The organism is bacterium (assembly GCA_041648665.1).
GTDB lineage: Bacteria > UBA10199 > UBA10199 > 2-02-FULL-44-16 > JAAZCA01 > JAFGMW01.
Map to the genome: position 1 here is coordinate 1 of JBAZOP010000007.1, position 24,245 is coordinate 24,245.

The window sequence follows — 24,245 nt, forward strand, 5'->3', positions numbered from 1 at the left end:
CCTCCTTGCGAAGCCACAGCCACAGTTGGGCGGCGGCTTCGGCCAGGTTATGGTCTTCACTGTGTGCAATATCCTCATCCTCCCCTGGCGGTGGTGGAGTCATCGCCGAGGAGAGCAGCGTACAACTCGTTAGGCCCGTCATCGGACGAATCCAGCCGCAGGACGAATTCTTCCTTTCGGTCCACGAGTGCCTGCTTGATGCGACCCCATATCTCCGCGAAGGTCGGGGCGGGGATGCTATGGTGCATCGGATGATGCCGAGGGACCACAATCCAAGCGCCAGCATCCTTGGTATCCCAGTCGGTCTCAACCCACAACCAAACGAAGTAGGTATCTATGACAGGGGAAATCGGCTCGCCGGTCCCCTTGTCCACTGTCAAGCCGTGGGCCAGTAACTCGCCGCAGGTCTCACGACAAGGGACAAGTAGTTGGGTGTTCATGGCCCCTCCTCCATCGCGGCGATCTTGGCAAGGGCGGATCTGGCGGTGGGATAATCCCTAATGTCCAGCAGTTCGGCGACGGATACCAGTTCCGGCGCAGGGCAGGCTTGGCAATGCTCGACAAACTTCTCGCCAGCACCCGGTAGGCGACATGACCGCGTAACAATTTCCCGCCCCCTGTCGTCTGTGATGACCGCGTAACGATTAGGGCCTCCTGCCAGCGGACAGGGTGGCCACTGAATCTGCTGGGTCATGGCTTTGCCTCCTCCCCCTCCATTTTGAGGGGCTTGGCGCAGTAAGGACAGAAACGGAAATCCCTTACGACCCAAGTCTCAATCCCCATCCTTCTTCCGCATAGTGATACCCAGATAGGCGGAAGCCAGGCTTTATCCTGCATCCAGATGCACTCTGTCGGCTCTTGATTCATCCCTTCCCCTCCTCTTCCCCCACCATCTCCAGGATCGCTTTGGCGAAACGGCGGGCCTGGCGTAATGTAACGAATACACTTTTGCCATGTCCCGGCCGGTCGCAGACTTCCATATAAATGTGCCGAGTACTGTTCTTGTCGCGGTGGGCATAAACTTCGCCCTGATATGGAGTTTGAACTCTCACCGACCGCCTCATCCCTTCTCCTCCTCCGGCTGCTTCGCAATCTCTCTGGACTCTAGGTATGAAGGGACACGAGGCAGACCCCTCGCAAACGAAGCAACATTCTCCATCATCTGCCCAGGGTTCACCCCCGCATTCGGGACAAGTGATACCGCCAGACCATAACTCCCTTTGATACTCAGCGAGGAGGCGGCGCTGCCTAGCGATGATTCTCCGGTAGTGAAATAGGTCAAGGGTAGTGCCCACTATGAAACCGACCACTAGCGCGGTCAATACAACCGTTGCGGCTCTTATCAATTCACCCATCATCACTTCACCTCCTCCGGCTTCCATATCCCATTCTCGGCCAGCCAGATGGCTAGGTCGCAGAGAGACTGGACGGTAGATATACTAGACATACCTTTCAACACATCGAACCTATCATTGTACCGCTGATATTGAGCCATGTCCCTAACCGCGAGCAGCCAGTATAGTCGCCCCTTCTCCTCTATCGTCACCGGCAATATCCCCAACCACTCATCGGTTGTCGGGGCGGGAAAAAAGTCTTCCCCCTCAATGGTATCATCCATCAGTTGTTCGGCGCGATAAAGTGCGCCCATATCCGCATATGTGCCATAGACGAAATACGTCTTCATCCCCCTGGTGATCCCCAAGTCATACGCCTGCTTGCAGGACAGGATATCAGCGACCAGTTCCTTAGCCTCCATGAGCCACCTCCTCCCCCGCCCCGAATGTTATCTCACCACAGCGCAGCGGCCGTATCTCTGCCAACACCTCGGCCACCCGGTTGAGGATTCGGAGCAGCCGGTCACACCCATCCTGCAACTGCCTTGCTATCTCCTCAGCGTTCATTTGCGATTCCTCGCATCCCTAGCAGTTGTTTCGATGTCGCTAAAGATGTCTTTTAGGTCGTCAATCTTCAACTCCAGAGTCTCGATGGTGGCGACCTTCTCCATCAGTTCCTCTGTCAACTTGGCAATACGCTCCTCGGCTGCCTCCAACTCTTCCTCAATCGTCATCTCCCTCCTCCTCTCCTCACCCCGCAGGCTTGCGGCTGGTGGTGGGCTTCGGAAATGGGTATAGGTCTGACCCAGGCTCGACTGGCCCTATCTCCCCGTCAACCCATACCAACTGCCCCTCGATGATCTTGCCGCGCTTCCCCGGTCGCTTGATTTGCGTTGGTGTCAATTCTCCGAGCATCCGTTTTCCCCAGCCCCGACTATGATCGAGTTTCCAGACAGCCCCATTGAGGTCAACCATGATGTCGCCCGGCATGGCGTCTTCGTTATGTTCGTTGTATGGCCACACCCCTCCCGTGCGTTTAGTCATTTCACCTCCACCCCTACCCTCCTACTGCCGAAGGACAACGCCCTCCGGTGCTACACTCCTGCCAGTTCCAGTTTCCCCTGCGCCCGCGAGCGGGCAACTAGAAGCAGCAGGACATTGGCGTACGACTTATGCTCCGTTGTTTCGGGCGGCTTTACTACCAATATCGGCTTACCGAGCGCAACTGCCATACCCAGGTCGAAAACCTGCCCCTGCGTTTCTCTCCACTGAAGGACGCACACTATATCCGCATCGCGTATCGCCTCGCACTCCGACTCTACAATCGCTAATCCTGTTGGGTCTTCTTGGGGTGCATCTTCGGGTGGCCAATACACCGCATGGCCATCAACCCTCAACCGACCCACAACTCGTTTCTGCTCAACTATGTCTTCCGCGTTCGCCTTTCTAACCGGACAAATGATGTATATTCTCATCCCGTCTCCCCCTTGCACATCGCCTTGATCGCCGGCGGCCTACACCATAAGCGGTGAAACTGTCGCCACTTCTTTGACGGTTCGGGCATACCATCTGCTCGGAATAGCATAGAGAAGGGCATAGCCCCAATTTCAAACACCCAACGAAGCCGCCTCTCTGCCCTTTCCATCGTGTCATCCTGATAGCCCACTAGGACATAGCAGGAAATCTGTTGGCGGGTCAGTCCCGCTCGCCGCAGATGGCCGACCGCTGTTTCGACTGCGTTCTGCGCCCCTACCCGGTCAAATGCCAGCCACAGATTCTCTACCTTCACCGATTGGAGTAGAGAAACAACCTTCGGCGTAACTCGCGCCGCTTCTAACCCACCGCTGAACCTTGCCCGATGCTTCTGCTGCCCCAGCATTGCGAACACCGCCTCCATGTGTCGGTCTGAACACGCCAGCAGGTTATTGTCTAGCACATCGAACCCCTCGGTGATTGGCAACTCGCGTAGTTTCCCCTCTCGCTTCGGCACGAAGCAGAATCCACAGGCATTGGGGCAGCCGCGACTGGTGATGACATATCCCGGTTTGAGGAACAGGCCAGGAGTGAACTCGCCGCCGGGATCATTGTAGGCCGGGCCACCAATCTCTGTCGGGTAGTAGGCTCCCCACTCCCGCGCTAATCTCTCAGCCTCCGGCTTATCCCAAGTGAAGGTGCAGGATACCATCACCTTGTCCGCCTCCGGTCGGAAGAGAGGCGGATCGCCCACAAAGGCCATTGCGTCTATCGGTGTCGCCTTTGTCCGGCGCGGAAACACTCGGATGATCCTGTCAGTCATTTCACCTCCACCTTTACCCGCTTACTGCCAAACCGCCTTGCCCGCTCATGGGCCTTACCGAATCCTCTCTCCCCCGCCATCCTCGGCATTGCCATGTCCAGGTGATTCGGCCCGTGGCTTATCACCACATGGCTTGACCGCGAACCGTCCGGCCAGGTCAGGACTAGCCGTGTCCCCGGTCGGTACAGTCTCGTGGCGATCCCACGAGAAGGCAGGTTGCGCCAGGGCCGGGAGTAGCGGCCACAACAGCGAGGGCAGGGACAGAAGGCGGTCACTTTGACCCGGAGAAGTACAACAGCATCGCGCTCAGTAGCAGTACGAATCCGTAGAACAGGAGTTCGCCTTTCCAGTCGTCCATTTCCCCCTCCCTTCATCTGTCCGCTTTGGGGACAGATGGCGGTCAATTTGACAAGACGCTGCCCGCGAAAGCAGTTATCATGCCCGCGAACAACGAGGCGTAACCGCAGACTACCAAGGGGGTAGGGGCGTGGAGTGCTAACCCTACCTCTACGGCTATCAGCGACATTACACTGAGCGCTAGTCCCACTCGCCAGAGATTGAGTTTCACCCCCTCCTCCTTTCATCTGGCCGCTTTGGGGCCGGGAATCGTTGCCACGTACTAGTCGCGACCCAACTATCCCGGCCCCTCCACGGCTTTCCTGGCCCACCCTTGCCCTAAGCCCATTGCTGGGCGACGCCACGGGGGCGACTTTCAAGCAGGGCAGGCCAACTATCAGGCAAGCAAGGGCGACCGTCTGCACCGGAACCGACCATCGCCAGAGAGCGCGTCGCGCAACACAGCCCGGTTCTCCTCGGACTTGCTTGCCAATGCCAATCATCACCCCCAGCAGTAGGGCCAGGGGAAGTCTAGTCGTCATCACCTATCCTCCGGCATCCAGCAGAGCCACCAGAAGCAGGCCCGCAGGAACTCTCCCCACCAGTCACGCTTAGGTATCATCGCTCCGCCACCTCCGTTTTACGAAAGTCCCACATGATCGCCCGGGCCGGACGATTGCCGGTTAGGCGGGTGAATCTGTTTTTGTCCTTTACCGCCCGCAGGTATTCTTGACCATTCCCCTCCCAGCCGAGGTCGCGCATGGCCTCCCACCAGGTATCGCCCTGATGGAGGGTGACGGCGACCTGCCGGCCATCCGCGGGCTCAGGCCGGTCCGGTATCATCCGGGCGCCCAGGAACATCAGCGCCCCGACTAACAGGCAGCAAATCAAGCAGCAAATCTCATTGTAGGTGGTGTGTCTGGTCATCATCTGTCCATTGCCCATTGCCCAATCCCCCTTCGCCAGTTCTGGATGTTGGCTACTCCTTCTCACAGCAACCCTTGCCCGGAGCCAACTCAATGGCGACGATTGCCCGCGCCAAGCGGAGCAGTTGCGACCATCCCTTTTTCTCGCAATCCTCGCGGGTCTGTGGCGCTTCATGCTTTTCTGACGAACCGACCAGCACCATATCGCAGTACCAGTCAGTCCCGTGGCAGTAGATGTCGGCGTGCAATCCCGCCGAACCCACCGACCTAATCTGATTTAGTCTCTCAATCTTCTGTCCTGGGGTCATCCTCACACCTCCACCAGCACGCCCTGGTGCTGCTCGTCGAAGACAGGTTCCGGCTCCAGCGGCAAATCGGCCTGCTTCTGTTCATCGGCCAGGACTTCCCGGTACACTTGGCGGACGGCCCGCATCCGGCGCCACAACTCCTTGAATCGCTCGCGCAATGCTTCGTGATACTGGCCCAACTCCTCAGCCGTCGCCGCCCGGAAGTAGCCCTGCGACCCCGAGCAGTACGGCCGGTGCAGGTCTTTGATCAGGCTGTCCACCGACTCGAAGACGGCGAAGCAGGTTGCATGGTTGGCCCGATCAAAGACCAGACTTGCGATCTGCCGGGTCGTGATCGCGTTCTTCCCGCCGATGTGCCGGCTCAGGATTCGGTCAACCTGATCTCGGGTGGCTTCGTCAATCACGCTTCACGCTCCACGCCCTTGTCCGCCGTAGCCGCCTGCTCCGCCGAAGTAGCATCGGCTACGAAGGCTGGATCGGCGGAGGCGGATTCTCGCTTCTCACACACCCACCCCGGCGGCTTGGTCTGTCTGACCTCCAGGGGTGTGACCTGGTGCCCGTTTTCCTCCGGGCAAGGCCGCTTGGCGAATGCGTCACGCAAGAGTTGGTGATCGCTAATCGGTAGCGTTCCCTGCCTCCACCCACACCTCCGGCAATTCTTCGCAAAGGCGAGTTGGCTCATTTGATCGCCTCCCTCTCCGTGCATTCCCAACCGTCCGGCATTTCCTTGCGCACCCGGCCTGGGGAGAGTCGCTGCCCATTGCCATTGATCGGGCATTCCCGCGTCGGCTTCTGCTTGCCGAAGATTGCTCCCCGGAAGGCCTCCCGCATAGTCCGGCAACAAATGCAGTTGTGGAACAGCGCGCGCTCAGTCATTAGACCAGCCCCATCTCTTCCAGTTGTGGCATCACCGAATGGCGCGCCTCGTTCCGCTGCTCCTTCGATAGGGATTCCCATTCGGGCTTCCAGACGATCAGGAGTTCTTGGGCCTCGGTTTCGGTATGGTCTTTCCGCCAGCCGTCTATCAGTTTCTTTCCCAGCGCGGCGCACCGTACCAGGATTTCACCCCAGGTAGTGTCCAGGACTGGCTCAGGGTTCGCCTCTGCCGCCTGTTTCCCCAGGGCCTCATCCTCCCAAGCAAAGAACTGGCAGCCAGACCACTTCTTGGTCTGCCGATCCCACTTAGCGGTCGAGCAGCGGTAGTAAGGACGGCCAGCATTCTCCGCCGATTGAGATTCTTTGCGAACTGTCGCCGCGCCGCAGTCGGGGCACTTTTGCATTGAGGCGGCAACTTCCGGCGACGGATTCTCAACCTCCCCGGTCTCGCGGTTGACCTTCGGGGCCGCACGGCTCCCCGCCGCGCCATCGTCGTCCTCTTCGCTGGCAATCCCCACGAGGGCCTGATAACCGTATCGCCGCAGGTAAGTGATGACGCTTCCCGCGCTTTTTGGATCGTCCATCGCGCAGGTCAATCCATAGTCGCTGCTGATGTACTCTCCCGACTCGTGGACGAGTAGCGTCTGGACGGCGATTCCCACCGATCCGCCCTCCGCTCCGATCAGATTGCCGAGAACCTGCGTTACGGCTAACTTGTGCTTTGCCAGGACGGGCCGACAGACCTCAATCACCGTTGCCAGGTCGGCATAGGAGTAGGCGTACTGGCCGCCAGTCTTCGTTTGGATGTTCGCTGTCTTGTCCTTGTGAATTGCTTTCAACTCCGACTGTGCGGCGACCAGTGCCGCCGCCAGCGCTTCGATCTTTTCACTCTTGTAGAGTGCCATTTCTCTCTCCCTCCCCCTCATTTGTCGTCACCAGCGCCCGCACCGCTAGAATGTGCGAGCACTCAATCCCGTAACCATGCGCTTGACAGTCGCAATGCCAGTGACCTGCCTTCCGCTCGACCGTATGGACGCCGTGATCGCCGAAGACCGAAGCCTTGAACTCTGCCGGGGCATGAATCAGTACGCCCGGATCGGAGGCCCGCAGGCGCATGGCCTTCGTCCTGCGGTTCTCCTGGTATCGTCGCGGGAAGACTACCTCCGCGCTTCGCGCCGCCCTCGTCATGCCTTCGGCTCCGCCTTGATTCCGGTGTCAACCCGGAAGGTGTCGTGTTCAGGAACCCGCTCAAACAGATCGTCGGGCAAGGCCTCCACTTTCTCGATGGCGATTGAGGCCAGTAGCCTCTCCGTCGTCTTCACTGCCTCCGGGCAAGCCGACCTTGCCCAGTCAATCGCTTCCTTCTCCCGGCCTTCACGCAAGGCCACCCGCTCCGGCACGGTGCGCAGGGATAGCCGCCCATGATCGAGTTTCAGCGTCCGCGACTTCCCCATTGCCAGGGTCTCGCGGGCGAACGCTTCCAGTTCGGCGTCGAATCGCAGGCCGAGCCATTCCCGCCGCCGCGCAAGATCCTTGCGCTGAGAATCAATCGCTTCGCGGATTGCCTTCTCGCGGGCCTCCAGGGCCAGCAGGTCGGCTTCGAGGTTTTGCATCTTCTCCAGCGCCCACTCGGCGGAACCGCGGTCCCGGACAGCGAACTCCTGCTTGATCTCCGCGCAACCCAGAACCTCGCCGGTATCCGGGTCTACCCAGAAGCCGCCTACCAGGACGGCATTCTCGTTTGGTGTTGTCATGCCGCTGCCTCCTCTTATCGGTACGCCGGGCGGTGCAACTTCCGGCGGTACTGGGCTTCCATCACAGAATCGGGGTCAGTGTCTTCCGGCTCCGCCGCCGGCAAAGGCTTGCGGGTCATGCTCAGGCAGACCGGCTTGGCTGTCGCCCGGGCCTTCTCGTCGCAACTGGCGCAGAGCCACTTCCGGTTCTGCTCGTCGAAGTAGCCGCTGAGCAGAATTAGCATCTGGCGCGGGTATCGCTCACCGCAGATGTCGCATTCGTCCGGCTCCTCAGCGCAGCGGTTGCACATGGGAACTTCATGCAAGACCGCCTCGTCTTCGGTGAGATCACGCTGGCAGTAGTCGCATCCGTAGGTGTACTCTGGCGGATTCGCCGCCGCGTCTGCGTGTGGGTCTCCCGGTGATGGTCTCAGGTAGTTCATCGCTTCTCCCGTCTTGACAGGGAAGTCGCTTGCGTGGTAGAATCTCCCTGTCAGCATCTTTCCGTTTCACTGGAGCGCTGGGTTCCCGCCCGGCGCTTCAGGCTTCATGTGGCTCTTCTGGCTCTTCCGGCCCTTCTGCTTTCTCTGTTCCGTCGTTCAGTAGTTCCCCCGTCACCTGGTCTATCTTTGCGCTCATGTCCGTCTGCTCGTAGGTGATTCCGACCCTAACTCGCTTTCCCACCATGCCCCGCACCTGCTCGAACAGCTCATGTGGATTGCCGCCCTCCGACTCCAACACGATGACGGCCACCACGGCGAAACCGTCTTTGTCCGTCTTGACGCTGGGCGGTCTCACTCGCCCGAAGAACGCTGCCATACTCCCTCACCTCCCCTCGCCTCTCGCATCAATCCCCTCCCCGGCCCCGACTAGCGAGCCCTGGTCCCCTGAATCTGTCACCGTCCCTATGGGGGACCGGGGAGGTTCTATCTCTCGCTCCACACTGTCGCGCCCCACGCTCTCCCGCTCTTCCTCCGCCCTCCGCGCCTCCTCCGCCAGCACTTCCCGCCCCCACGCCGCCAAGTTCGCCTGCACTTGGCGCCGGGTCAGTTCCCGGCCGGATTCGGAGAAGAAACGGACGGTGGCAGTCTTCATGCCGAGGCCTCCGTAGGGGCGCTGCTTGCCGCGCCCGCTTTGGTCTCAAAGAACTCTTGCGGTCGTTTCTTCGTCCGCTCCATCCACGCCAGGAAAGTCTCTCCCGGCTGGCAAGTCCCCTCCCATGCCTCCTTTGCTCGCTGACGAGCGGCGGTGATGGCGTCGGGGTCCTGGCAGCCGTCGAAGTCGAACAAATCCCGGTAGGTTTCCGGGATAGACCGCCCACGGAAGGGGTGAACGCTGAAAAGAGGGCAGTCGGGGCTTTTGCAATCGTAGGAGTAGCCGCCCAGGCAATCAATGCACTTGGCGCGGACGATTGCCCGGGTGGGGCGCACCGCCCTTTGGTGGGGCTGTCCCGCCTTAGCCGCCCGCCCCCGCGCGAGAGCATCCAGGTGCTCCTTGCTCAGTGTCCTCTTTTTGGCTTCCTCGGCCATCCTCATCACCCCGCTACACACCCTGGTTTTGCTCTGAAATGTATTGTGAACGATATTCTCATTTTGGCGCAGGCCCAAGCCCTCTCCTGGTGTGGGCAGGATTTCTCTCCCCCCTCGCCGAAGAGGGCATTGGCACACCCAAACGAAGGGGGAGAGAATCACCATGAACAAGTCTGAGGTCGCTTTTCATCTCACCGTCACCGCCCTAGAGAAGGCCAATCTGCCTGTGCAAAACGAACCGTATACGCGAGAGATGGTCTTGGAACGCGCCCAATTGGTCGCCGCCTGCTATCAGATCATCTTTGACGCCGTGCCTGACTTCCATACGGGCGAGCCCAAGACCCGGATTGCCTAAAGCCGGGCTACTTCCCGTCGCACCTTGAGCAGGCGAAGGATCGTGAGGGCGTTGTTATTTTCATGCACGCGCCCCCGCAGGTGATCTATCGCCTCGTTGATGAGTTGCAGGTCGGTCATCTCTGCCGCCGGAGTCCATTTGGGTAACGCCTTCTGCTCTTTCTCGCTCGCCTTCTCGCTCTGCTTTGCCATCTCTCCGCTCCTCTCTATTGCCTATTGCCTATTGCCCAATGCCCATTGCCGGCAGTTGATTCATGCCGCCGCCTCCTGGGTCTCGGCTTGCGCCTTAGCCTCTTCCTCCGCCTTCGCCTTCGCTATGGCTTCCCGGACCCAGTTGTGAATCGTCCCATTCGAGGGTGCCGTTTTGTGTCTTATCAGTAAATCTATCCTGATCGCATCAATCGTTTCGCCCTTCTGGAATCGGTTGATAACCAACTCGCGGACTGACCCCCGGACCTTTCGATCCAGAGTCCGCTCGATCCGACTCTTCAAGCCTCGGCGCTGCCGCTCCGTTCTGGATCGTAAATCAGCCATGCCTATATCCTCGTTCCGTCGAGTGAGTTTTGCTGCTGGGGACGCTTACGACTTAGGGAGTTCCTTTTTCGTGACACCCTCTGCCCCCTGTTTCGACATCGTGACTGGGGAAGCAAATAAAAAATCCCGTCGAAGGATAACTGGAAGACCGCCTGGATTCGCTCGCGTACCTGAGGGCCGGGAACCCTTTCCCCGGACATGATCATGTGTAGATAGGTGCGCGATATATCAAGGACGCGGGAGGCCCTGGTGTGAGTCCAATTCCGTGAGGCAATCGCCTCTGCCAGCCGGTCAGTTCTCACGGTGATCTTTGCCTGTGCTGCCCGCATCTGTTGCGCCTCCGAAACTACTATACCACATAAGTAACGATTTGTAAACCCCCTTTGGACAATTTTTTTCCAATTAGTTGCCGGTGGCCGAAAAGCCCTGGTATAATGGGCCTATGAGCACAAGCGAAAAGATCTTGGGGGCCACCATCCGGGCCATCCGGGAGTCGCAGGGCAGGACGCAGGAGGAAATCGGAACCCGCGCGGGCCTTACCAAGGCCACGCTTTCGAGGATAGAAACCGGCCAAGCCGGTGGCCGCCACGACACAATCAAACGGATCGCTGCCGCCTTGGGGCTTACCCTCGATGAACTGGAGGCCCGCGCCCGCGAAATGTCCGGGGAACCAGCCGCCCCATCGCCTGCCGCTCGGGGCGTCAGGGAGGCCACCGCGCCCTACCAATCGCCAACCGAGGCCGAGCGAGAACTCGAATATCGGCTTAGGGCTGACCGGGACCTTAGCCTGGAGGACATCCAGGACATTCTCAGGTTCTATCGCCTCAAGAAAACAAAGGGCCTCCCGCGAGGTCAGATCAGCGCTCCACGCCGGGTGTCGGCGAAAGGGTCGGCACCCGGGACGAGCACTGAGGAATGAGTCGGTGATCATCCCGTTTCCGCGACGACCAGGATAGAGGAGATTTGCGTGTCCAGCGGATCAAGAAGGCGAAGGGGAAACCCTGAGAGAATTTGGAGGCAGAGGAGGGAAACAGGCAATGCCACTACCAGTTAGGAAAGCATGCTGTCTCGTCGTATTATGGGCGTGGCTGGCGTTTTTCTCCGGCGCCGTTGGGTGCCCAGCCGAACTCCACCCAGATCTCCGCCTGTCGGAAGAGGAAATAATCACCTCGTATCGCTGGGGCGCGGAGATGCAGAAGAGGGGCGTAGATACTATTGCATTCATGCAGGGACTCGCATGTCGGGCCAAGGGTCCCAAATTGGGGTCTGCCGAGATAACCATGATAACCGTCATGACCGACCGATTTACCGGTTGGACTATGGGGTATCTGGATGCCAAGGGGCTAAGGTATGATGAAGCCAAGATTGCCAGCCTTATTGCTGCGGCGAAGAAGCGCAACGGACTCTCGGTCCTCGTTTACATCACCGAAGAGAATACGACCAACCTCCAGCACTGGACTCGCGGAGTCACCGTATATCTCCTATCTGGAGAGACAAAACTGCCAGCCCGAACCGTGACTCCCGATGTTGGCGTTGGCTCTACCTCGATCAGAAATTGGTACAATATCCATTTGGATTGCTCATTTCCCCTATCCTACGGAGAAACCCCTGTCATTCCTGCTGGGGCGACTAGCGTCATGGTCGGCATTAGGCCCCTAGTCGGTCAGGACATCATGGTCCTGGTGCCGCTCGCTAAAGAATCCGGCAGCGAGCCACCGAAGTGACCACGGCCTACCTCAATAGCCCCGGAACGCCATGATGGACATCCTCACCTACGACAATGTCATGGGCGTCGTCGCCGCGATCTGGGCGCTTGTTCTCTGCTGGGCGATCTTCCGCAAAGGATGGTTCCTGCGCCCATGACCACCCCCAAGCCCGGGACTCCCCTAGCGGCCATCGCCTACTACCGCTACTCCGAGGAAGGGCAATCCGAGTATTCTATTCCCGCCCAGCGCGATGCCGTCCAGAAAGCCGCGCCCGGGCTGGGGTACACCATCGTCGCCGAGTTCGCCGATGAAGGGGTATCCGGCCTCCGATCTGACCGCCCGGGCTTCCAGGCCGCGATCTCCGCCGCCCGGGCCGAGGCTGCCGTAGCCGCCATCCTGGTCCACAAGTTTGACAGGTTCAGCCGGGACAGTGAACACCAGGCCGTCTTCCGCGCCGCGCTGAAACGCGACGGTGTGCGCCTGGTTTCCATTGCCGAGCCGACCGACGACTCACCGGCCGGCTTCCTGACCGAGCGCATCATGGACGCGATGGCCGCGTACTACTCGCTCAACCTATCCCACGAGGCTAAGAAGGGCCTGAGTCAGCGGCGCAAGCAAGGGCGCCATTGCGGGTCCGCGCCCCTGGGCTATCACTGGAAAGCCTGCGACGCCCGATACCCGACACTCAAATCTCTGGTTATCGAGCCGCAGGAGGCCAGGGTCGTCCGGGCGATCTACCGGCTGGCCGAGCAGGGGTTCGGCACCGTCACCATCGCGCGGCGGATGAATGAGCGAGGCTATTTGGGCAAGTGGGGGTCCGCCTGGACGAATACCGTCCGGGTCATGCGGACCTTGCGGAACCCGACCTATGCCGCCTTGATCGCGTCTGAGCCGAAAAGCCACCGGGTAGCCGTGGGCGGTAAGCGGATAGACCATCACCGGCGCGAATGGGAGAAGGCGTTGGTCGAAACTGAGGAGTGGTTGCCGATCATCGAGCGGGAACGCTGGCGGCGGATTCAGGCGATTCTCGACCGCCGGGCCCGCACCATGCACCCGGCCAGCCCATACCTGCTGACCGGCCTGCTCAAATGCCCGGTCTGTGGCGAGAATATGTGGGGTTCAGGCGGCGGTACAGGCGGAAGCCGATACTATCGCTGCTCGCGGGCGCGTCTGACGCACCCGTCATTCAGCCTGCCGGCCCCGAAGGTCGAGGCGGCCGTGATTGAGGCGCTGGCCGAGGCCGCGGGCAACCTCGAACTCGTGGCCGTCGCGCCGGCTCAGCGGAGCGCCGAGCGGCTCGAGGATCTGCGGGACGAACTGCGGGGGCTTCGGGAGACCATGACCCGGCTGGAGGATGCTTACCTGGCCGGGCAGTTTGACTTGGCGACCTTCCGGGACAGGAAGAGGTTGCTGGTGGGGAGAATCGAGGAGACCGAGCAGGCATTGAGCGCGCCTGTCCCGGCGCCCAAGCCGCCCAGCAAGCGGTATCTCCGGGAGACCATACGGAAACTGCGTTCAGCCGAAACCCCGGTAGTCGAGCGTCGGCGGCGGTTATCTGAGGTCTTTGTCTCGGTAACGCCCAGGCAAGATGGCGGGCTAGACATCATCCTGCGGGACCGCTCCGACCTGCCCGAGGACGCCTCCCCTGCGAGGTAGTTCATCACGGAACCCTCCCCCTCCGCCGCCAACTAACACAGGAGCGCAGGCGAATCTGGTTTTATTGTGGGGTAAATGTGGGTTTTTTCTGGGCCATAAACCAGAAAAGACGCGGCCCCTCCGGTTAGGGAGAGACCGCGCCAGCCATACCCAGGCCAGGGCGTGTTATTCAGAAGACAGAAGCCAGGAGACAGAAGCCAGAATGACTACCGACCCCTGGTTTGCCTCTCAGACCTTCTCCGGCCTGCGCACCGCATTGACCGCCGCGTTCGCGCCGATGGCCGAGGCCGCGCCGGCGATTCCGGTCAGGGCAGCCGCGCCGAGTTCACCCGCTGAGGTCTTGCCTGCCGCAGCCGAAGCCGCCACGGCGGCAACGACGCCCGCGCTGTAGGCGAACAGCACGGTCGCCCGCCCTTGCATTCCGGGCCAGATAGTCTTCGCCGCCGGGATGGCCACGAGTTTCAGGAATCCGGCGACGCCTGCGATGGTGCCGAGTTCGGTGAGATTGAACATTGGTTTCTCCTTTCGGCTATGGTGAGATGCTTATAGTCAACTGCTTTCCCTGCGGTTCTGGTCGCAGGATATTCTCCGCGTGGGCAATCCTCCGCCGTGCAATCTCGCAGTATCCTTCATCCTGCTCAATCCCGATGAAGTCCCGGCCTAGTTCCTGGCAGGCCAGTCCGGTAGTGCCACTACCCATAAACGGGTCTAGCACCACAGAATCTTCGGCGTGTGTGAAGAGGCGGATAAGTCGCCTCGGAATCTCGACGGGAAAGACGGCGGGATGGAGCCGTGACGACTCGGGCGAAGCAAACCACACATCTTTGGTATCATCTGGAAATGGTAGGGCTATGTCTCCACGCCGCCCAGTTCCGCCTCGGTGATACCATTGGCCTTTCGAGCCGAGTAGTATAAACTCGTGGGCTGGGCGCATGTACGGATCGCTGTCGCAACCCATGCGGTATTGAGAACAGATCGCGTTCCCGTTACTTCCCTTCACCCAAATAATCGGTTCCCTGATATGGCTGTCTCGCTGTCGCATCATCTCAAACAGGATAAACCCAATCGGTTCAATCCTGCCCTTGCCCACAACTTTCTCGCCGTTCCGGTGGGTCTTATATCCGGGGTCAAAGTCACTCCAGGTATCAGCGTATCTGTGTTCCGCTTGCCACCTTACCACGCCAGGCACATTCAGCGCGAGAACACCGCCCGGAAGCAGGACACGATAGAGTTCATCCAGCACCAAGCCTATCCAGCGATAGTATTCCGGCCAGGGCTTTTGGTCATCATCCTGCCCGTATTGCTTGCGGCAGTTGTATGGCGGAGAGGTGACTACCAAGTCCACCGAGTTCTCCGGCAGGGTGGGCAGGACTGTCAGGCAATCGCCGCAGATGATTTGGGTCATGCCCTGATTGCCTCGACGATTGCCTGACAGACCGCAATCCGGTTGTCGCGCTGGAGCAGCCAGGCGCGCTCCTGCGGGTTGTTGATGAAACCAAGTTCGATCAGGACGGCCGGCCCGGGCGCGAACCTCAGCACGGCGAGGTCTGTGCGCTGCTTGATACCACGGCTGCGGAAACCAGTGACGCGCACCAGGGCTTTCAGTAAGGCGAGGGCGAGTGGTTTGTCCTTCGCCGCGCGCCAGAGGACCTCGATCCCGGAGGCCACTTTCACGGACGAGTTCAGGTGCAGGGAAATGAAGCGATTGCACCCGGCCTCCTCTGCCCGCTGAGCGCGGGTCCCGACCGGCGCCGGATCGTCGTGATTGCTGCGCGTCAGGAAGCAGGGCATACCCGCGTTTCCGAAGACAAGTGTGTATTTGAGGGTAAGGGCGTACTGGAGGGCGATAGTCGCCTCATCCTGTCCCGCACTGACTGCGCCCGGGTCATAGACGCCGGGCTTTCGATTGCTCATGCCGTGTCCGGGGTCAATGGCGATCTTCATTCTATCAATCCCCCTTCTCGCCCTTCTCGCCCGTCGCACCCGTCGCGCCCGTCGCACCCGTAGGGCCAGTGAGACCGCTCCGTACCCACTTGCAGAGTTCGTTGAGGCTGGAGCATACTTGCACCAGCACCTCAGTATTATGTGTGAGGTGATTGGTCAGCAGGCCGTTGAACTCCACCCGCATCGTCTCCCGTTCCTTCCGCGAGTCAGACAACTCCTGGATAAAGGCTATCACGATTGGACGCAGAAACAGGACAATCACCAGGGCGACAATCCCTGCCGCGCCCTCCTTCATGTACTGCACCATCTCAGCCATTACCAATCTCCCCCTCTGTGTTAGTGAACCACACATACTATATCGGGATCGCCGCCCGTCCGGTATAGTTGGCCTACTGTCAAACCACCGCCTACCGCCGCCGCATTATTGGCGTAGGCCGGAAGCCCGACCATAGTGAAGAGGCCGGCGGAGGAAATGCGGAATCTCTCGATCAGAGAAGCCGTACCTGTCCGCAGGCTGATAGCAGTCGGCACCACACCGGCCGCGACTGCCCCGTCCACAAGAGCGAAGATTCCGCCCCGCAATTGGATCGCGGCACCATCGTATCCGCCAAACCTTAGACCACCAATCCAGTCTCCGTTCTGGACGGCGGTCGGGGCGGCGATGGTGCCGCGATAGCGGCGGTAAGAGGTGAACGAATAGGTGCCGGCGGCAGCATCCGCCGAGTCAATGGAGTATTGCGCGTAGCCGTTGTTGCGCAGCCAGATGGCGGCCCCGTCAATGGTCAGTGAACCGATGATTCCCAGGTGGGTGGCGTCGAGTCCATACAACTGCGGGCCGCCGAAGTCCAGGATTCCCGACAATGCCAAGTTGCCGTCAATGGTCATGTCGCCGATGATCGGGGCGATCAGCGCATCCACCAGATGGTTGACGACGGGTACGGCCGCCAGGTCTTGCGCCTCCCCGGCGTGATTGATTGAGGCGACCTTGAAGACGACTGTCTCGCCCTGCAGGGTTGCCGGGAAATCCACCTGCAAGGCCCGGGGATTGAGATAGCAGAATGAGGAGCCGATGCCATGATCTACGCGGGCCGTGGACTGCCGCCCTCGATACAATCCGGTCAGCCGATATTGATTGGCGGCGATCAGGGTCGCCGTCTGGTAGGCGATGACCTCGTCCTCGATATTGACCAACTTCTCCTCGTTGGTCAGTCCGGCGGCGGTGGTGCTTTCGAGCGTGCCGCCTGTCGCCCCAATGTCCACCTCCACGGTGGCTGCCGGCTGCAGATCTGCTCCGCCTGCCAGCAGCAGGGTCAGGGTCGCCCCCTGCGCCGACCGGGTAGTGGTTCGCCCGGCGTAGGCAAAGGTATTGCCGCCATCTACCGAAACATGGACTTCAGATCCGGCATAGGAGGGGTGGTGCGAGCCGGCGTGGACGACAAAACTCCCCTGCCCGAAGAATCCATGCTGCCAGGTTTCGACGACCGTAACTACAGCATCGCCCGGGTCGCCATAGAGATCCGCGGTTCCTACCGTTCCGGCCCCCGGTTCGCTGGAATAACCGTAGAGTTCCAGGCCCTCGGGATATTCGAGGACTGCGCTCACCGCCATCGAGCCATCTTTGTCTTCAGAGACCGAAACCACACGGAAATACTGGTGGTCGAGATCGAGCGACGGGTCGGTGACTTCCAGGACATCGCCCGGCTCAATCAGGAACTCGCGCGGCGCCAATCCTAGTTTGATCGCAATGGTCGGCGTGCTGGCCATGAGGAGCATTCGGCCCGCCATCCGCTCGGTCGGCGTGCGCGTCTTGAAGGCGGGCAGGCTGATTTGCTCAGGATTCGCCCCGGAGCGCCCCACCACCCAACCGTCCTTCGCTTCGGTGACGGCCGTCCCGTAACCGTTCGCCCGGTCTTGCCATTCGATGCGGATCGTGTTCTTGGCGTCTCGAATCCCCTGGCGAGAAAGCGTCGCGGCGGCGCCCTCCATGTAATCGTCAGGGGTGATCGGGATGGTGGTCGCCGGTTGCGACCGGACTTTCAGGTGGAGTTGCCCCTGCGAATAGACCAGCATTCCATCGAAGTAGGTCAGCAATTCCTCGATGTGCCGGAGGCCGTCCTGATTCTGCGCCAGGATCGGGCTGATGTAGAGGCCGTTGTTATGGCAGAAGTTGGCGGCGTCAATGAAAGAAGCCCAATCAATATCGGAGGCCAGAACGGAGAGTCCGTACCGCGTGTGAGTGAGAAAGTCCGCGATGATAAGCGCCGGGTTCATGTCATGGTCGGCGTCGTAGGGGTGCGTCACGAGCAGGGTTGCGTCGAGCCGGTCGTTGTCGGTAAGGTCGTAGCGCTCGACCTCAAAGGAGATCGCGGGCATATTGGAGCCGTAGCCCAGCGACAACTGCGGGAAGATGACATAGGCGGTGTAGGGAAAAGCAGGACCAGCAGGCGTGCCTCCCGGAGGCGCCGGGCCGAGCCAGGCCGTCTGCTGGTCCGTTTCGAGGGCAGCGGCGAGATAGGCATCTACTGTCTGCGCGCCGGTGCCGGAATAAAAAGTGTGAGTAATGTCCGCCGGCATCTTTTCGCTGTCGCCCAGCCAAATCCTTCTCAGGCTTTGCACCACGCCCTCAGAAATCGCAAAGGCGCAATCCGCCGAATAGACGGGAACCGACCCGCCACCGCCCTTGCCGCCCTTCCCTCCGCCGGCATCCTCCGAGCCGGCGGTGAAGTTACCGTACCAGATTAGGTTCGCAGTCAGCCGGGTTCGGCCATAGACCACGGGGAGCGGCTGGCCTTTCTGCGGGCCGCTCACCTGCAGGCTGGCGGCGGCCAGCGGGCCCTTCAGGCTCTTTTGTGGGAAAAGCAGTCCGCCCAGTAGCGAGCCGACTGTGCTCCAGGCGGCGTGTGCTAGAGCCCCGCCGCCAAAGGTACTGAACCCAATGGTCAACGCGATTCTGCCCAGGCTTGCTAGGAGGTCAGACATCGCAACCTCCAGGCCCCGGCGAATCGGCTGGCCAGTATTGGGGCATTCTCCCGCTCGACCATGACGCCCGCGCCCTTGATGACATGGATGAGTTCGCCGCGCCCGATGTAGAGCGCTGAATGGCTGACACACCGCCCGAATTGATAGGTCAAGATATCGCCTTCCTGGTAGGGCGGCTCGACCGGCTCGGCATAGCGAGGCAATGTCTGGAGAAAGACCTCTTCTCCGGTGTGGAGAAACCAGTCCGCGGGAACCTCGGGCAACTCTGGATTCTCCATGATGCCGCACGCCTCGAAGACCGAAACCAGCAGCCGCGCGCAGTCCACGCCGGCGCCCTTTACCGCCGCGCCCGGATGATAGGGGGTGCGGAGCCAGGAGAGGGCCTCGGCTCGAATGGCATCCCGGGGGAGCGAGAGTGGCTTGCCCGGGTGCACGGCGACGACTGGACCCTCTGCCTGGCTCCTATTCAATTCGACTACGGCCGCTTCGCTCATAACACCGTCTCCGGTCGCGGGACGAAGGGGAATCCCCGGAACCTCCCCAAGTTGAAGAACTTCTCGCGGCAGGTAGCAATCGTCCGGTCGCATCCGGGTACGATGGTGAACTGATCGCCGGCGGCCGGCGTCTTCCGCAGCGGACTCGATAGCGTGATGGCGCCACTGGCCTGGACATACTTCATCACGGTGCGCACCGCTCCCCAGTTGTCGCCGGTTGTGAACTGGATTTCGCCCAGATCGTGGTAGGCATCGGCCTGTGTTAGATTTGTCTGGAGAACTGCCTTCGTCCCGCCGGTCACTACGCCGGTTTGGGTCCAGGCGTCCCGGTCCAGCCCGCAGGCCGCATCATAGACGCAGTTATTGCATTGCTCCTGGACGACTGTTCGCGGCTCCAGGATGGTCAGCCGCGACAACTCGCTCTGCAGGTGGATGGTGACATGGGTTCGGGCAATGTCAATCGCGCCCTGGACGATCCAATCAGAATGATGCAGCGTGTTGCCGCCTTCGAGGTCATGGAGGTAAATCGTCACCTCGCAATCATCGAAGAGGCCGGCGGCGGCCATCATGGCGATGCTGTTGCCCGGCTCCGGCGTCGCGCCCTCGATGATGACATCGGCGTTGGGCAGCACCAGGGTCGTATCCTCGATCTGCAGGTCGGCCCGGGCCTCAATGGGTTGCCGCTCGCAGGGCAGAACCATGTAGTCTTGCAGGCCGTCGCCATCACCCACATCCACCTCGACCGACTGGTCATAGTCGGTGGTGCGAATGACCATCGTCGAGACAAACCGCCAGACGAAGAGGGTGATCACCCTCCGCTCCTGGTCGGCCATCAACGCCTCAAAAGCAGCGGTCGCGTCTTTTGGCATCAGATTCCCCTGGCCTGAACTAGCGTTACCTCGGCCCCCCAGGCGATGAACTTGTGCCGGGTGGCGGGAAGATCAGAAGCGGCGAAGCGCACTCGATACCGGGGCGTCGTCGCGGCATAGGAAAGTTCGGAGCCGATCAGCGGCGCGGTCGTGAAAGTCACCAGTCCGGTGGTCAGGTTCACGGCTGCGGCCGGATCCACCACGCCGTCAACCGAAATCGTCACCGCGGCCGCCACATCGAAGGGCAGCCAATAGGTCGTTGCTTCACCGTCCGCATAGGCGAAGACGCCCGTGTGTGTCCGGTCAGTATAATCCTCAACCAGAAACGACTCCAGGTTTCCCCGGTGCCGCAACCAGAAGTTGCGTAGCGCCTGGAACTCGGTATCATTCAGTGGGTCGTATTTCAACTTGAACGCCCGGACCGGGAATGACCGAACCTGATACTTCCAGTTGAAGCCCGGTTCCGTCTCCCAGACATCGGTGCTGTAGCCGTCCACCTGCACCATCTCAGCCTGCGGCATTCTCGGATAGAGATCGTTGCTCATGGTCACGCCCTGGAAATCGGATGATTGTCCCGGACCAACGCTTGGATCGCGGTCCCGATGGCCCCCCGGTTCTTGAGTAGGAAGTTCACCCCCGAGGCCGGGTCAATCGCATTGATGTGCATGTGGATTTCCGGCGCCGCCGGCGCGCCGCCACCGCCGCCCGGGCTGCGGAAGTCCACCGGGATCGCCCCATGCTGCAGCGGAATCACCGCTTCGGGCTGCCAGGCTTCGGCCAGGGCAACGAGCGAAGGACGGGTAAAGACTCCGCCAGTCTGAGCGCCGACGACCGGCCCGGCTTCGCCAGGCGCAAGACCGGCCCACAGTCCCCCGCCCCCTCCTCCTCCCGCCGCCGCGGCCCCGCCGCCCCCGAACCACCCCAGCACCGATTGCATCAATTGCTGCGCGGCCATGCGGGCGATGCTCGAAATGAAAGCATTCTCGATGGACTGGAAGAATCCGATCAGGGTATCCTGCAGGCTCGCCCCGCCCTTGATCGTATCCTCAAAGAACCGCTGAAACGACTGCTCCCATTCGCCCGCCGACCCTTTGAGAATGTTGCCGATGGTGAACGCCGAATCGGCAATCGCCTTCTGCACCTGCTCGATCTCGGTGTCCAACTGCGTGAGCGCGGGAAGGGCCGTCTCGCCCATCGCCAGGTATTCGAGCCGGATGGCCTGGAGGGCGGCCAGGAGTTGCTTGTACCCGCTGATAGTCTGTTTCGTCCCTTCGATTTCTTGGCTCATCTGCTGCGTCGTCAAATCGGCGATCTGTCTCTTGATCGCCAACTGATCTTCTTCCGACTGCGTCCCCTGCGGGATCAGGTTGAGATATTCAATCTGATCGGCGATGGTGGCCTGGCCCGTCGTCCTCTCCCATTCAAAGCGCGCCAGTCCGAGGGCCTGCGCTTTCTTGGTTGCCTCCTCGGTCATCGCCGCCTGTTGTCTCTCCCATTCCGTCGCGGCCGCTTGCCAGGTGCGGAAATCCTCGACTTGCTGCTCAGCCATCTGCCGAAACTCATCTGCGCGCTTTCTGTCAATCGCGGCAATAGCGGCGTCCGCCGCTTCTTGGATGGCGACCTTGGTATCCGCATACCTCTTTTCGGCCTTGCCCGTCGCGTCGAGCGCTTTCTGCTCCTCCGCCTGCCATTTCTGGACCTCAGCGATCTCGCGCTCCCACGGATTCAGCATCAGTTCTGCATTCTTCGCCGCCACCTCAGTCAGAATCCGGGTGTAGTCCGTGGTCAACTCGATGCGGTAGTCGGCGACGCTCTTCTCCATCTCCCTGACTTTGTCGTTGATGTCCTTCTCGGAGATCAGGTGCGCCGCCCGCTTGGCGGAAAGGGTCTGATAGTATTGCGCGGTCTTGGCCTCGACCTCGGTCAGCCCGGCATTCTGCCGGATCATTTCCGCGATGGCGTCTTCCTGCGCCTGAATCTCTTCGCTCGCCGTTTCCCGATTGAGGTCGCGCATCCGCTCTTTGAGGTCCGCAATCAAGCCCTGGTCTTTGGCATACTGGACGGAGAGCGACTGCAGTCGTGCCATCTGTGCGGCCGCTGTCGGCAAGGTATCTTTAGCCCACTTATCGTAGGCATCGAGCACCTTCTTCATCGCCTTGCTATGTTGATCGGCGGCTTTGGCGGCGCGACCATGGGCGCCAGCGGCATCAGCCGCCCCGGCGGCCCGGGGCGTGGTCGGGACCAAAGCCCCGCCGCCGCGGACTGATGCGGTAGTGGCGCCCATCTTCGCAATGCGCGCCTGCTCAGTCCGTAGGGCAGCCTCCGTCGCTTTCTCTTGCGCCTCCATTGCCCGCTGATCGGCTGGCGTTGGAATCCCACCCAGTATTCCCCGCCAGTCGAAGATATTCGTGGCCGCCCGCTGGCCGGTAGGCCGCCATTTGCTCATGGCCAGACTAGCGCGCTCCCATTGGATGCGAATGGTGATAACCAGATTCGCCACCCATTTGAGGAAATTGGCCCAGTTGGATGTCGCCCGATTGATGTCGTTGATGTTGCCGAAAATCCCACCCAAGAGGCTGCCTACTAGCCCCGCCGTTTGCTTTACCACCTCCCATGAAGCCTGCAAGCCATTGATGAGCGTCAAGGCTTCCCGGGTCAATCCGTTCTCGTCGCGCAGATACCCATTGATCGCCTTGACCAGATTGGTAATATCGCCATAGGCGCTGTTCACCTGATCGGCGGCAAAGGCTTGGCGCATCATCTGGGTGGCGATGGTACTCATGGTCGAACGCTGCGTAGTCAGGAGATTGCTCACTACCTTCTGTGAGGCGACAAATCCGCTCAGCCGCTTGGCAATCTCCTCCATTAGGACGCCCTGCTGTTTCCAGCGCGGAATGTCTTCCTTCAGGTTGACGCCTTGCTGGACGAGGATGCGGGCGAGTTGGGAACCGGCGACCAAGCGGCCTTCCATCAGTGCGCGGATTTCCTGCGACTGCTGAATCTCGAAGTTCTGTCCGGCGGTGATGGCTTTGATCGCTTCGGCGATGGCGACGAAGTTGTCTTGTTGCTTGGCGGTGGACAGATCAATCTGGCCGGCGTAAGTCACCCAGGAGCGCAGCATCAACTGCAACTCCTGGCCGGTTCCCGTGAACTTGACATCCATCGCCTCGACTGCGGCCATGAGTTTCAGCGATGCCTGATAGGCTTTCTCGAAGTTCTCGGCTGGGTTGAAGGAAACGAAGGTCGCGGCCATAGTCGCGGCTGACCGGCGCATATTCTCCTGGCTCTCGATGCCCATCTTGACCGCGCCGACATAGCCTTTGACCGCCGCGCCGGCGGTGATGGCCGCGCCGGTGATCAGTCCGAATCCGGCCGCAAACTTCCCAAGGCCAGCCGCCCAACTGGTGCCGGCCTGCGCCGCGATCCGGCCGGTCCCCACCTCCCAGGTCTTCGCCTGTTGGCCGGCCTTCTGCAGCGCCTGCTCCGCCGGTCGCCCGTCGAGTTCGATTTTCCCCTTTACCGACCCGACATCAAATGCCATCTAGCCTACCTCCAGCCCGTTGCCCATTGCCCATTGCCTATTGCCCACTTCTCTCCGCCACTTTCGCCCTCTGCCGTTTCCGCGCGTCCCGAATCCGATCCCAGGTCCGGTCAATCGCCTGCTGCCGCTCCTCGCGGCTCTTCGGCTTCTTGGTCGCCGCCATCAGGTCGCTGCGCACCGATTCCTGATTCGACCGCGACATATACGGATAAGCCGCCGCCTGGAGTTGCCACAGCCGGTCATCCGCCTCCAGCCTCCGCGCCTCCTGGAGCAGGATCTCAAACTTCCTTACTCCGATGCCGGGGAGGTCGCTGAGCCGGTAGCCGGGATAGGTGCGGAGGAAGACGGCGATGGCTCGGGCCCAATCAGGCTCGCCCGAAACGCCCGCACCATCTCCATCCCCGGAGTGTTTTGCTCCAGGGCCGAGGGCGCGAAAAAATGGGCGATCAATTGCTCCGTCGCCACCCGCACGGCCTTCTCTCCCAACCGCTCCAAATCCTCATCGGCGAACCCCAGCGGCCCCAGTACCATCTTCAAAATGGCCGCCGGATCGTCTTCCTTCATCTCCCGGAGGCGCGCCCACATGCCGAGCGGGAAGTCCACGATGCGGTATTCCTTCCCGCCCAGCACCAGCACCAGGGCCTCGGATTCCAGCAACTCGTCAATATCGGCCTTCTTCACTCGCTCCTCTGCCATCTCTCTCCCTCCGTTTTCGCGTCATCCCCGTGGAAACGGGGACCCAGCAACCAAAAAACGGCCCAAGCATCCTGCGACGCTTTGGACCGTTCGGTCCTTTCTGGCCCGTTCGGGCCCTCGCTCGATATTCAGTT

General features: G+C 60.7%; 36 protein-coding genes. 4 read left to right on the forward strand and 32 right to left on the reverse strand.

Annotated elements, in window-relative coordinates:
- Positions 1-74: 74 nt before the first annotated feature.
- The 19 genes from WC683_04385 to WC683_04475 all read right to left on the reverse strand — a co-directional run bounded on the left by WC683_04385 (position 75) and on the right by WC683_04475 (position 9,338).
- A complete protein-coding gene (locus WC683_04385) occupies positions 75-440 on the reverse strand; it encodes a hypothetical protein (protein MFA4971826.1) in 366 nt (121 codons plus the stop codon).
- A complete protein-coding gene (locus WC683_04390) occupies positions 437-694 on the reverse strand; it encodes a hypothetical protein (GenBank protein ID MFA4971827.1) in 258 nt (85 codons plus the stop codon). The genes WC683_04385 and WC683_04390 overlap by 4 nt, the downstream gene beginning before the upstream one ends.
- Positions 695-1,357: 663 nt before the next feature.
- Positions 1,358-1,756, reverse strand: a complete 399-nt coding sequence (locus WC683_04395; protein ID MFA4971828.1) for a hypothetical protein — start codon at positions 1,754-1,756, stop codon at positions 1,358-1,360.
- Positions 1,746-1,901 carry a hypothetical protein gene (locus tag WC683_04400; protein ID MFA4971829.1) on the reverse strand — a complete coding sequence of 52 codons (156 nt, stop codon included), beginning with the start codon at positions 1,899-1,901 and terminating at the stop codon, positions 1,746-1,748. The genes WC683_04395 and WC683_04400 overlap by 11 nt, the downstream gene beginning before the upstream one ends.
- A complete protein-coding gene (locus WC683_04405; GenBank protein MFA4971830.1) occupies positions 1,898-2,068 on the reverse strand; it encodes a hypothetical protein in 171 nt (56 codons plus the stop codon). The genes WC683_04400 and WC683_04405 overlap by 4 nt, the downstream gene beginning before the upstream one ends.
- 16 nt (positions 2,069-2,084) lie before the next feature.
- Complete coding sequence (locus tag WC683_04410) at positions 2,085-2,378, reverse strand: hypothetical protein (protein ID MFA4971831.1); 294 nt, start codon at positions 2,376-2,378, stop codon at positions 2,085-2,087.
- A gap of 50 nt (positions 2,379-2,428) precedes the next feature.
- On the reverse strand, positions 2,429-2,809 hold the full coding sequence (locus tag WC683_04415; GenBank protein MFA4971832.1) for a nucleoside 2-deoxyribosyltransferase: 381 nt from the start codon (positions 2,807-2,809) through the stop codon (positions 2,429-2,431).
- A complete protein-coding gene (locus tag WC683_04420; protein ID MFA4971833.1) occupies positions 2,806-3,630 on the reverse strand; it encodes a hypothetical protein in 825 nt (274 codons plus the stop codon). The genes WC683_04415 and WC683_04420 overlap by 4 nt, the downstream gene beginning before the upstream one ends.
- Positions 3,631-4,584: 954 nt before the next feature.
- On the reverse strand, positions 4,585-4,911 hold the full coding sequence (locus WC683_04425; protein ID MFA4971834.1) for a hypothetical protein: 327 nt from the start codon (positions 4,909-4,911) through the stop codon (positions 4,585-4,587).
- Between the two features lie 34 nt (positions 4,912-4,945).
- On the reverse strand, positions 4,946-5,200 hold the full coding sequence (locus WC683_04430; protein ID MFA4971835.1) for a hypothetical protein: 255 nt from the start codon (positions 5,198-5,200) through the stop codon (positions 4,946-4,948).
- Between the two features lie 2 nt (positions 5,201-5,202).
- Complete coding sequence (locus WC683_04435) at positions 5,203-5,604, reverse strand: hypothetical protein (GenBank protein MFA4971836.1); 402 nt, start codon at positions 5,602-5,604, stop codon at positions 5,203-5,205.
- The gene (locus WC683_04440; GenBank protein ID MFA4971837.1) at positions 5,601-5,882 is read right to left on the reverse strand and encodes a hypothetical protein; all 282 of its coding nucleotides are present in this window, start codon (positions 5,880-5,882) and stop codon (positions 5,601-5,603) included. The genes WC683_04435 and WC683_04440 overlap by 4 nt, the downstream gene beginning before the upstream one ends.
- Before the next feature lie 193 nt (positions 5,883-6,075).
- Positions 6,076-6,981: an ERF family protein gene (locus WC683_04445; GenBank protein ID MFA4971838.1), complete on the reverse strand. Its 906-nt coding sequence runs from the start codon at positions 6,979-6,981 to the stop codon at positions 6,076-6,078.
- Positions 6,962-7,264, reverse strand: coding sequence for a hypothetical protein (locus WC683_04450; protein ID MFA4971839.1), 303 nt, complete (start codon positions 7,262-7,264; stop codon positions 6,962-6,964). Before WC683_04450 ends, WC683_04445 begins: the two co-directional genes overlap by 20 nt.
- Positions 7,261-7,830 carry a host-nuclease inhibitor Gam family protein gene (locus WC683_04455; GenBank protein MFA4971840.1) on the reverse strand — a complete coding sequence of 190 codons (570 nt, stop codon included), beginning with the start codon at positions 7,828-7,830 and terminating at the stop codon, positions 7,261-7,263. Before WC683_04455 ends, WC683_04450 begins: the two co-directional genes overlap by 4 nt.
- A gap of 14 nt (positions 7,831-7,844) precedes the next feature.
- Positions 7,845-8,252, reverse strand: coding sequence for a hypothetical protein (locus WC683_04460; GenBank protein MFA4971841.1), 408 nt, complete (start codon positions 8,250-8,252; stop codon positions 7,845-7,847).
- A gap of 97 nt (positions 8,253-8,349) precedes the next feature.
- Positions 8,350-8,628, reverse strand: coding sequence for a hypothetical protein (locus WC683_04465; protein ID MFA4971842.1), 279 nt, complete (start codon positions 8,626-8,628; stop codon positions 8,350-8,352).
- 6 nt (positions 8,629-8,634) lie between these two features.
- Complete coding sequence (locus WC683_04470; GenBank protein ID MFA4971843.1) at positions 8,635-8,904, reverse strand: hypothetical protein; 270 nt, start codon at positions 8,902-8,904, stop codon at positions 8,635-8,637.
- A complete protein-coding gene (locus WC683_04475) occupies positions 8,901-9,338 on the reverse strand; it encodes a hypothetical protein (GenBank protein ID MFA4971844.1) in 438 nt (145 codons plus the stop codon). Before WC683_04475 ends, WC683_04470 begins: the two co-directional genes overlap by 4 nt.
- A 163-nt stretch (positions 9,339-9,501) precedes the next feature.
- Between WC683_04475 and WC683_04480 the strand changes: the two genes are divergently transcribed.
- Positions 9,502-9,693 carry a hypothetical protein gene (locus WC683_04480; GenBank protein ID MFA4971845.1) on the forward strand — a complete coding sequence of 64 codons (192 nt, stop codon included), beginning with the start codon at positions 9,502-9,504 and terminating at the stop codon, positions 9,691-9,693.
- Here WC683_04480 and WC683_04485 read toward each other — a convergent pair.
- Both WC683_04485 and WC683_04490 read right to left on the reverse strand, forming a co-directional pair.
- On the reverse strand, positions 9,690-9,884 hold the full coding sequence (locus WC683_04485; protein MFA4971846.1) for a hypothetical protein: 195 nt from the start codon (positions 9,882-9,884) through the stop codon (positions 9,690-9,692). The genes WC683_04480 and WC683_04485 overlap by 4 nt on opposite strands.
- A gap of 60 nt (positions 9,885-9,944) precedes the next feature.
- Positions 9,945-10,226, reverse strand: a complete 282-nt coding sequence (locus WC683_04490; protein ID MFA4971847.1) for a hypothetical protein — start codon at positions 10,224-10,226, stop codon at positions 9,945-9,947.
- 442 nt (positions 10,227-10,668) lie between these two features.
- Between WC683_04490 and WC683_04495 the strand changes: the two genes are divergently transcribed.
- From WC683_04495 to WC683_04505, 3 genes are all read left to right on the forward strand, one after another.
- On the forward strand, positions 10,669-11,145 hold the full coding sequence (locus tag WC683_04495) for a helix-turn-helix transcriptional regulator (protein MFA4971848.1): 477 nt from the start codon (positions 10,669-10,671) through the stop codon (positions 11,143-11,145).
- Positions 11,146-11,263: 118 nt separating this feature from the next.
- Positions 11,264-11,950, forward strand: a complete 687-nt coding sequence (locus WC683_04500) for a hypothetical protein (GenBank protein MFA4971849.1) — start codon at positions 11,264-11,266, stop codon at positions 11,948-11,950.
- Positions 11,951-12,085: 135 nt separating this feature from the next.
- Positions 12,086-13,588, forward strand: a complete 1,503-nt coding sequence (locus WC683_04505; protein MFA4971850.1) for a recombinase family protein — start codon at positions 12,086-12,088, stop codon at positions 13,586-13,588.
- A gap of 228 nt (positions 13,589-13,816) precedes the next feature.
- On the opposite strand, the gene WC683_04510 is transcribed toward WC683_04505, so the two are convergent.
- The 11 genes from WC683_04510 to WC683_04560 all read right to left on the reverse strand — a co-directional run bounded on the left by WC683_04510 (position 13,817) and on the right by WC683_04560 (position 24,111).
- Positions 13,817-14,101 carry a hypothetical protein gene (locus tag WC683_04510; protein MFA4971851.1) on the reverse strand — a complete coding sequence of 95 codons (285 nt, stop codon included), beginning with the start codon at positions 14,099-14,101 and terminating at the stop codon, positions 13,817-13,819.
- A gap of 16 nt (positions 14,102-14,117) precedes the next feature.
- A complete protein-coding gene (locus WC683_04515; GenBank protein ID MFA4971852.1) occupies positions 14,118-14,933 on the reverse strand; it encodes a site-specific DNA-methyltransferase in 816 nt (271 codons plus the stop codon).
- A gap of 56 nt (positions 14,934-14,989) precedes the next feature.
- Positions 14,990-15,532, reverse strand: a complete 543-nt coding sequence (locus WC683_04520) for an N-acetylmuramoyl-L-alanine amidase (GenBank protein ID MFA4971853.1) — start codon at positions 15,530-15,532, stop codon at positions 14,990-14,992.
- Positions 15,533-15,536: 4 nt separating this feature from the next.
- Positions 15,537-15,848, reverse strand: coding sequence for a hypothetical protein (locus tag WC683_04525; protein ID MFA4971854.1), 312 nt, complete (start codon positions 15,846-15,848; stop codon positions 15,537-15,539).
- Positions 15,849-15,868: 20 nt separating this feature from the next.
- Entirely contained in the window at positions 15,869-18,511 is a 2,643-nt protein-coding gene (locus WC683_04530; protein MFA4971855.1) for a phage tail protein, read from the reverse strand.
- Positions 18,496-19,005 carry an NlpC/P60 family protein gene (locus WC683_04535; GenBank protein MFA4971856.1) on the reverse strand — a complete coding sequence of 170 codons (510 nt, stop codon included), beginning with the start codon at positions 19,003-19,005 and terminating at the stop codon, positions 18,496-18,498. Before WC683_04535 ends, WC683_04530 begins: the two co-directional genes overlap by 16 nt.
- Positions 19,002-19,874, reverse strand: a complete 873-nt coding sequence (locus WC683_04540) for a DUF2163 domain-containing protein (GenBank protein MFA4971857.1) — start codon at positions 19,872-19,874, stop codon at positions 19,002-19,004. Before WC683_04540 ends, WC683_04535 begins: the two co-directional genes overlap by 4 nt.
- Entirely contained in the window at positions 19,874-20,419 is a 546-nt protein-coding gene (locus tag WC683_04545; GenBank protein ID MFA4971858.1) for a DUF2460 domain-containing protein, read from the reverse strand. Before WC683_04545 ends, WC683_04540 begins: the two co-directional genes overlap by 1 nt.
- A gap of 2 nt (positions 20,420-20,421) precedes the next feature.
- Positions 20,422-23,415: a hypothetical protein gene (locus tag WC683_04550; protein MFA4971859.1), complete on the reverse strand. Its 2,994-nt coding sequence runs from the start codon at positions 23,413-23,415 to the stop codon at positions 20,422-20,424.
- Positions 23,416-23,452: 37 nt separating this feature from the next.
- Positions 23,453-23,617, reverse strand: a complete 165-nt coding sequence (locus WC683_04555) for a hypothetical protein (protein MFA4971860.1) — start codon at positions 23,615-23,617, stop codon at positions 23,453-23,455.
- A gap of 86 nt (positions 23,618-23,703) precedes the next feature.
- The gene (locus WC683_04560; protein ID MFA4971861.1) at positions 23,704-24,111 is read right to left on the reverse strand and encodes a hypothetical protein; all 408 of its coding nucleotides are present in this window, start codon (positions 24,109-24,111) and stop codon (positions 23,704-23,706) included.
- Positions 24,112-24,245 lie beyond the last annotated feature (134 nt).

What these genes read in the sequence shown, in the direction of transcription:
- WC683_04385 (MFA4971826.1), bottom strand. Translation starts at nt 440, where the DNA reads ATGAACACCCAACTACTTGTCCCTTGTCGTGAGACCTGCGGCGAGTTA.
- WC683_04390 (MFA4971827.1), bottom strand. Translation starts at nt 694, where the DNA reads ATGACCCAGCAGATTCAGTGGCCACCCTGTCCGCTGGCAGGAGGCCCT.
- WC683_04395 (MFA4971828.1), bottom strand. Translation starts at nt 1,756, where the DNA reads ATGGAGGCTAAGGAACTGGTCGCTGATATCCTGTCCTGCAAGCAGGCG.
- WC683_04400 (MFA4971829.1), bottom strand. Translation starts at nt 1,901, where the DNA reads ATGAACGCTGAGGAGATAGCAAGGCAGTTGCAGGATGGGTGTGACCGG.
- WC683_04405 (MFA4971830.1), bottom strand. Translation starts at nt 2,068, where the DNA reads ATGACGATTGAGGAAGAGTTGGAGGCAGCCGAGGAGCGTATTGCCAAG.
- WC683_04410 (MFA4971831.1), bottom strand. Translation starts at nt 2,378, where the DNA reads ATGACTAAACGCACGGGAGGGGTGTGGCCATACAACGAACATAACGAA.
- WC683_04415 (MFA4971832.1), bottom strand. Translation starts at nt 2,809, where the DNA reads ATGAGAATATACATCATTTGTCCGGTTAGAAAGGCGAACGCGGAAGAC.
- WC683_04420 (MFA4971833.1), bottom strand. Translation starts at nt 3,630, where the DNA reads ATGACTGACAGGATCATCCGAGTGTTTCCGCGCCGGACAAAGGCGACA.
- WC683_04425 (MFA4971834.1), bottom strand. Translation starts at nt 4,911, where the DNA reads ATGGGCAATGGACAGATGATGACCAGACACACCACCTACAATGAGATT.
- WC683_04430 (MFA4971835.1), bottom strand. Translation starts at nt 5,200, where the DNA reads ATGACCCCAGGACAGAAGATTGAGAGACTAAATCAGATTAGGTCGGTG.
- WC683_04440 (MFA4971837.1), bottom strand. Translation starts at nt 5,882, where the DNA reads ATGAGCCAACTCGCCTTTGCGAAGAATTGCCGGAGGTGTGGGTGGAGG.
- WC683_04445 (MFA4971838.1), bottom strand. Translation starts at nt 6,981, where the DNA reads ATGGCACTCTACAAGAGTGAAAAGATCGAAGCGCTGGCGGCGGCACTG.
- WC683_04450 (MFA4971839.1), bottom strand. Translation starts at nt 7,264, where the DNA reads ATGACGAGGGCGGCGCGAAGCGCGGAGGTAGTCTTCCCGCGACGATAC.
- WC683_04455 (MFA4971840.1), bottom strand. Translation starts at nt 7,830, where the DNA reads ATGACAACACCAAACGAGAATGCCGTCCTGGTAGGCGGCTTCTGGGTA.
- WC683_04460 (MFA4971841.1), bottom strand. Translation starts at nt 8,252, where the DNA reads ATGAACTACCTGAGACCATCACCGGGAGACCCACACGCAGACGCGGCG.
- WC683_04465 (MFA4971842.1), bottom strand. Translation starts at nt 8,628, where the DNA reads ATGGCAGCGTTCTTCGGGCGAGTGAGACCGCCCAGCGTCAAGACGGAC.
- WC683_04470 (MFA4971843.1), bottom strand. Translation starts at nt 8,904, where the DNA reads ATGAAGACTGCCACCGTCCGTTTCTTCTCCGAATCCGGCCGGGAACTG.
- WC683_04475 (MFA4971844.1), bottom strand. Translation starts at nt 9,338, where the DNA reads ATGGCCGAGGAAGCCAAAAAGAGGACACTGAGCAAGGAGCACCTGGAT.
- WC683_04480 (MFA4971845.1), top strand. Translation starts at nt 9,502, where the DNA reads ATGAACAAGTCTGAGGTCGCTTTTCATCTCACCGTCACCGCCCTAGAG.
- WC683_04485 (MFA4971846.1), bottom strand. Translation starts at nt 9,884, where the DNA reads ATGGCAAAGCAGAGCGAGAAGGCGAGCGAGAAAGAGCAGAAGGCGTTA.
- WC683_04490 (MFA4971847.1), bottom strand. Translation starts at nt 10,226, where the DNA reads ATGGCTGATTTACGATCCAGAACGGAGCGGCAGCGCCGAGGCTTGAAG.
- WC683_04495 (MFA4971848.1), top strand. Translation starts at nt 10,669, where the DNA reads ATGAGCACAAGCGAAAAGATCTTGGGGGCCACCATCCGGGCCATCCGG.
- WC683_04500 (MFA4971849.1), top strand. Translation starts at nt 11,264, where the DNA reads ATGCCACTACCAGTTAGGAAAGCATGCTGTCTCGTCGTATTATGGGCG.
- WC683_04505 (MFA4971850.1), top strand. Translation starts at nt 12,086, where the DNA reads ATGACCACCCCCAAGCCCGGGACTCCCCTAGCGGCCATCGCCTACTAC.
- WC683_04510 (MFA4971851.1), bottom strand. Translation starts at nt 14,101, where the DNA reads ATGTTCAATCTCACCGAACTCGGCACCATCGCAGGCGTCGCCGGATTC.
- WC683_04520 (MFA4971853.1), bottom strand. Translation starts at nt 15,532, where the DNA reads ATGAAGATCGCCATTGACCCCGGACACGGCATGAGCAATCGAAAGCCC.
- WC683_04525 (MFA4971854.1), bottom strand. Translation starts at nt 15,848, where the DNA reads ATGGCTGAGATGGTGCAGTACATGAAGGAGGGCGCGGCAGGGATTGTC.
- WC683_04530 (MFA4971855.1), bottom strand. Translation starts at nt 18,511, where the DNA reads ATGTCTGACCTCCTAGCAAGCCTGGGCAGAATCGCGTTGACCATTGGG.
- WC683_04535 (MFA4971856.1), bottom strand. Translation starts at nt 19,005, where the DNA reads ATGAGCGAAGCGGCCGTAGTCGAATTGAATAGGAGCCAGGCAGAGGGT.
- WC683_04540 (MFA4971857.1), bottom strand. Translation starts at nt 19,874, where the DNA reads ATGCCAAAAGACGCGACCGCTGCTTTTGAGGCGTTGATGGCCGACCAG.
- WC683_04545 (MFA4971858.1), bottom strand. Translation starts at nt 20,419, where the DNA reads ATGAGCAACGATCTCTATCCGAGAATGCCGCAGGCTGAGATGGTGCAG.
- WC683_04550 (MFA4971859.1), bottom strand. Translation starts at nt 23,415, where the DNA reads ATGGCATTTGATGTCGGGTCGGTAAAGGGGAAAATCGAACTCGACGGG.
- WC683_04555 (MFA4971860.1), bottom strand. Translation starts at nt 23,617, where the DNA reads ATGTCGCGGTCGAATCAGGAATCGGTGCGCAGCGACCTGATGGCGGCG.
- WC683_04560 (MFA4971861.1), bottom strand. Translation starts at nt 24,111, where the DNA reads ATGGCAGAGGAGCGAGTGAAGAAGGCCGATATTGACGAGTTGCTGGAA.